Source organism: Aeromicrobium sp. (assembly GCF_036675695.1).
Taxonomy (GTDB): domain Bacteria; phylum Actinomycetota; class Actinomycetes; order Propionibacteriales; family Nocardioidaceae; genus Aeromicrobium.
Window position 1 is genome coordinate 1 of sequence record NZ_JAKFEL010000101.1, and the last position, 3956, is coordinate 3956.

4 protein-coding genes are annotated in these 3956 nt (G+C 66.5%); 3 read left to right on the forward strand and 1 reads right to left on the reverse strand.

Annotation, left to right across the window (positions count from 1 at the left end):
- Window positions 1-253, forward strand: a 253-nt coding sequence (locus tag V6M39_RS06440) for a hypothetical protein (RefSeq protein ID WP_332642933.1), incomplete at its 5' end; no start/stop codon positions are given.
- On the opposite strand, the gene V6M39_RS06445 is transcribed toward V6M39_RS06440, so the two are convergent.
- Complete coding sequence (locus tag V6M39_RS06445) at window positions 230-406, reverse strand: hypothetical protein (RefSeq protein WP_332642934.1); 177 nt, start codon at window positions 404-406, stop codon at window positions 230-232. The genes V6M39_RS06440 and V6M39_RS06445 overlap by 24 nt on opposite strands.
- A gap of 61 nt (window positions 407-467) precedes the next feature.
- On the opposite strand from V6M39_RS06445, the gene V6M39_RS06450 reads away from it, so the two are divergent.
- Entirely contained in the window at window positions 468-3203 is a 2736-nt protein-coding gene (locus V6M39_RS06450; protein ID WP_332642935.1) for a hypothetical protein, read from the forward strand.
- Window positions 3200-3956 (forward strand): hypothetical protein (locus V6M39_RS06455; protein WP_332642936.1); only part of this gene is annotated, 757 nt, incomplete at its 3' end. The genes V6M39_RS06450 and V6M39_RS06455, both read left to right, overlap by 4 nt.

Here is a 3956-nt window from a genome sequence, read left to right on the forward strand (position 1 = left end):
CGACGCCAACATCTGTGAGTGCGGGATGCACAAGTCGATCGCGGACACCGATCCTGACATGGAGATGGTTCGGCGTCGCTGTCCTGCGTGCGTCAATCTCGCCAAGGGCCTGCGAATCATTCACGCCGAGGACGAGCGGACGCTCAAGGAACTCGGTGGCGACAAGATCCCGGCCGAGAAGATGCGGCCCGAGGATGGGCGCTACCTGGCGATGCGCATGAAAGCGCCGTCAGTCACCCCTGTTGCCGAGTAGTGCACTAATCGCGGTCACCAGTCCGACCACGAACACGATTCCAGCGCCACTCAGGCAGGTACTGCGCAACTGCTCGTTGTCGATGCCATTGCCGACGAACGCCAGCACTGCGGCCATCAACACGATCGCGGCCGGCGTTCGCAACTCGCTCATACCAGCACCCTAAGCCGCTTGCCCGGCTTCCGTCTCCCCAACCCAAGAAGGCGGTGGTCCAGTGGCGACACGCAGAGAGCGCGTAATCCTCGAGTTGGAGGATCACCTGTCGACGGGAATGGCGAAAGCCGCTGCCGCGACTGCGCTCCTCGGGCGTTCACTGGACGACCTCGACGGCTCGGCCACCGATGTCGAGAAGTCGCTTCCCCGCGTCTCGCGCGAGACTGACACGCTCGGGCGGTCCTCGCGTCGCGTCGGCTCGGACATCAACCAACTGACCGGCCGCATGGCGCTCCTGGCGCGAGTAGGTGCGACCGTCGGTCCCGCCCTGGCTCCGATCGCCGCCGTCGGCGCAGCCGGCGTCGCCGGGCTTGCCTCGCAGCTCGGATTCGCGTCCATTGGCGCGCTGTCCCTGATAGTCGCGACACGAGGTGTTGGCGACGCGCTCAAGGCTGTGAATGACGCTGCGCTCGAGCCGACGGCCAAGAACCTCGACAAGGCCGAAGCGGCGATGGCGAAACTCGCCCCACAGGCGCAGGCGTTCGTCGAGCGCTTCCAGGAGTTGCGGCCGGTCCTCGCCGACCTGCGTAAGTCCGCGTCGGCTGGCTGGTTCCCCGGCCTGACGCAGGCTCTGGATTCACTCGAGGACGCCGCCCCGCGACTTGAGAGCATCCTGTTCGCAGTCAGCGCCGCGGGCGGGAACGCGATTGCGTCCGGCGCCGAGTCGCTGGCCGGCAAGCGCTGGGCCGAGTTCTTCCAGTTCGTCGAGGACGAAGCGCCCGATGCGATCGCGGCCCTGTCTCGCTCGGTCGGCTCTCTCGCGCACGGCTTCGCTGAGTTGTGGATGGCCTTCGATCCGGTCAACGACGGCGTTCGCGACTGGCTGGTCGACGTCGCCGACTCGTTCGACATGTGGGCGACCGGACTGGACCAGACCGAGGGCTTCGCTGAGTTCTTGGCCTACGTCAACGAGAGCGGCCCGAAGGTCGCCGACGCTGCTGGCGCGATCGCGAACGCCGTCCTCCAGATCGGCGAGGCTGCGGCCCCACTTGGTGGCCCGGTCCTCGAGGGGCTGACGGCGATCGCCGACATCATCGCGGCCATTGCGGACTCCCCCCTTGGCACGCCGATCATGACCGCAGTCACAGCGCTGTCTGCGGCGAGCCTTGCCACTCGCGCATGGAGCGCGAGCCTCGGAGTCCTCGGCACCAAGTCACAGTTGGCCGGCATCGGAATCGTGGGGCTGGTAGCGAGCGCCAATGCGTTCCAGACCGCCTTCGAGAAGGTGGCCGACCTCCGCGTCGACAGCAGTTCCTTGACCCGCGACCTTGAGGCGCTGGCCGACGGTCGCATCACAAAGAACTTCGACAACCTGTTCCACACCTTCCAGGACATTGACAACCTGGGCTTGGCTAAGGCCAATCCCATCGGGTGGGTCACGGACTGGGATCCGACTGGTGCCGAGGCTGCCGAGAAGAACATCAAGGCGATCGACGAAGCTCTCGCCGGACTGGTCGAAAGTGGCGACTCTGAGACCGCCGCGCGTGCGTTCAAGGAACTCGAGGCCGCTGGCAAGGACGCCGGCAAGTCCACCAAGGAACTCGCCGAACTCTTCCCCGAGTACGCCACCGCGATCGACAACACGGTCGAGCCGACGGAGAAGGCCGGCTGGGCGATCAACACGTTCTCCCAGAAGGTCGAGCGCGGCAAGATCGCGATGCAGGAGGCGCGCACCGCTGCTCGCGAGTCGGGCAAGGCGTTCATCTCGTTCTCCGATGACATCGCTGGCAGTGAGTTCACCCTGTCCGGCTGGCTCAAGGCATTCGAGGCTCAGGTCAAGGCGCTGGCCAACTTCCGCGACAACATCCAGACGCTGCGGAACAAGGGGCTCAAGGGCTCGATCATCGACGAACTCATCAAGCAGGGCCCGGCCGCCGCGCAGGCGGTCGAGGGCCTCGCGAAGGACGGCGGGGCAGCCATCGAGCGGCTGAACAAGGCCGCGCGTGGAGGCCGTCGCGAGATCCGTGGCATGGGCGAGGACGCTGCCGCCGCGAAGGGCGAACTACTCGGACTCGGCAAGGCTGAGTCACGCCCACTCATCGACCTTCGTGCCGAGTCGTTCAACGCGAAGATGCGCGGCATCTCGGCCGACCTCCGTGCCGCTGACAAGAAGAAGGCGACGCCGAAGGCTGACCTCAACAAGAAGCCGTTCGACACGACGCTGGGGAAGCTCAAGACGTCTCTCGTGGGCACCAGCAAGCTCGGGACCACGCCGCGAGCATCCTTACTCGGCGTTCCCGCGATCGAGCAGCAGTTGGCCAACATAACGCGCCCGCGCACGGTCACGATCAGTGCGTCCATCAAGAATCTGTTCGCCGACGGCGGCTTGGTCCGTGGTCCCGGCGGCCCGCGTGATGACGCGATCCCGGCGATGCTGTCCAACAAGGAATACGTCGTCAACGCGGACGCCGTCGAGCACTACGGTGTCGGGTTCTTTGACGCCGCGAACGCCAAGCGCCTCGCGAGTGGCGGTCCGGCTGACGACCGCCAGTCATTCCGGGTCCGCGACGAGCGGATGTACGACGTGCGGCCGGCGACCTACGCCCGTGCTGCGTCGTCCTCCACGGTCACCTACGCCACCGATCCGGCCACCACCCGCGAACTCCGCGAACTCCGCGCCGAGGTTCGCCGTGGCACCGCAGTCAACGCCGCCGAGCACAAAGACGACCGGCTCTCCATGCGCGCCGGCAACTCCATCGCTGCCCGACGCCGACCGAGAGGGTATGTGCCGTCATGACGCTCGTACAGCCGCACGAACTGACGTGGGGCGATCTGGTCATCGAATCGACCGAGGACCCGACGACACCGTGGTCCTGTTTCGCGTTGGCGAGCATGGATGGCGGCAACCCGGTCCCGATGGTCGAAGCAGTCCGGTCGATGCTGACCGACGGCTCGCTCGAGGTGACCACGGGCTACGACAACCGCACGATGGTGGTCGACGTCTGCCTGTCCGCCGAGGATGGCGAGTCGTTGGCGTTGGCTGAGGCCGCGTTCATGGCCGAGGTGCTGGCCGCATCCCCCTCGCCGCTGATCTGGACGCCGCCGCTGATCGGGTCGTGGTCGGGCGTGTTCGACGTGGTGCGGGCGACGCTGAGCAAGGGCTACGCGGCTGACTGGGATCTCGAGGAGGTCATGCGTCAGCGCCGGTTCTACACGCTGACGATCACCGCTCTCCCCTGGGCCCACGACCTCGAGACCACGGTCATCGAAGCACTCCCCGTCCCCGTCGACCCCGAGGACCCAGCGGTGTACGAGGTCATCGACGAGTGCGACGACGACACCGGGTGGACGTCGCAGAAGTGCCACACGGACCACTGGGGCACGGTCACGATCGACAACGGCACCGATGGCATTGGCGACTGGGTGCGGGTGTACGCAACCAACCAGTACGTCTCGGGCACGGGCTACCTTGCCGCGATCCGACCGGGCTCCGTCTCGCTCGCTGGCCTGCCGTACCTGACGGTCGACGTGGTGGCGTCGAACAACCCGA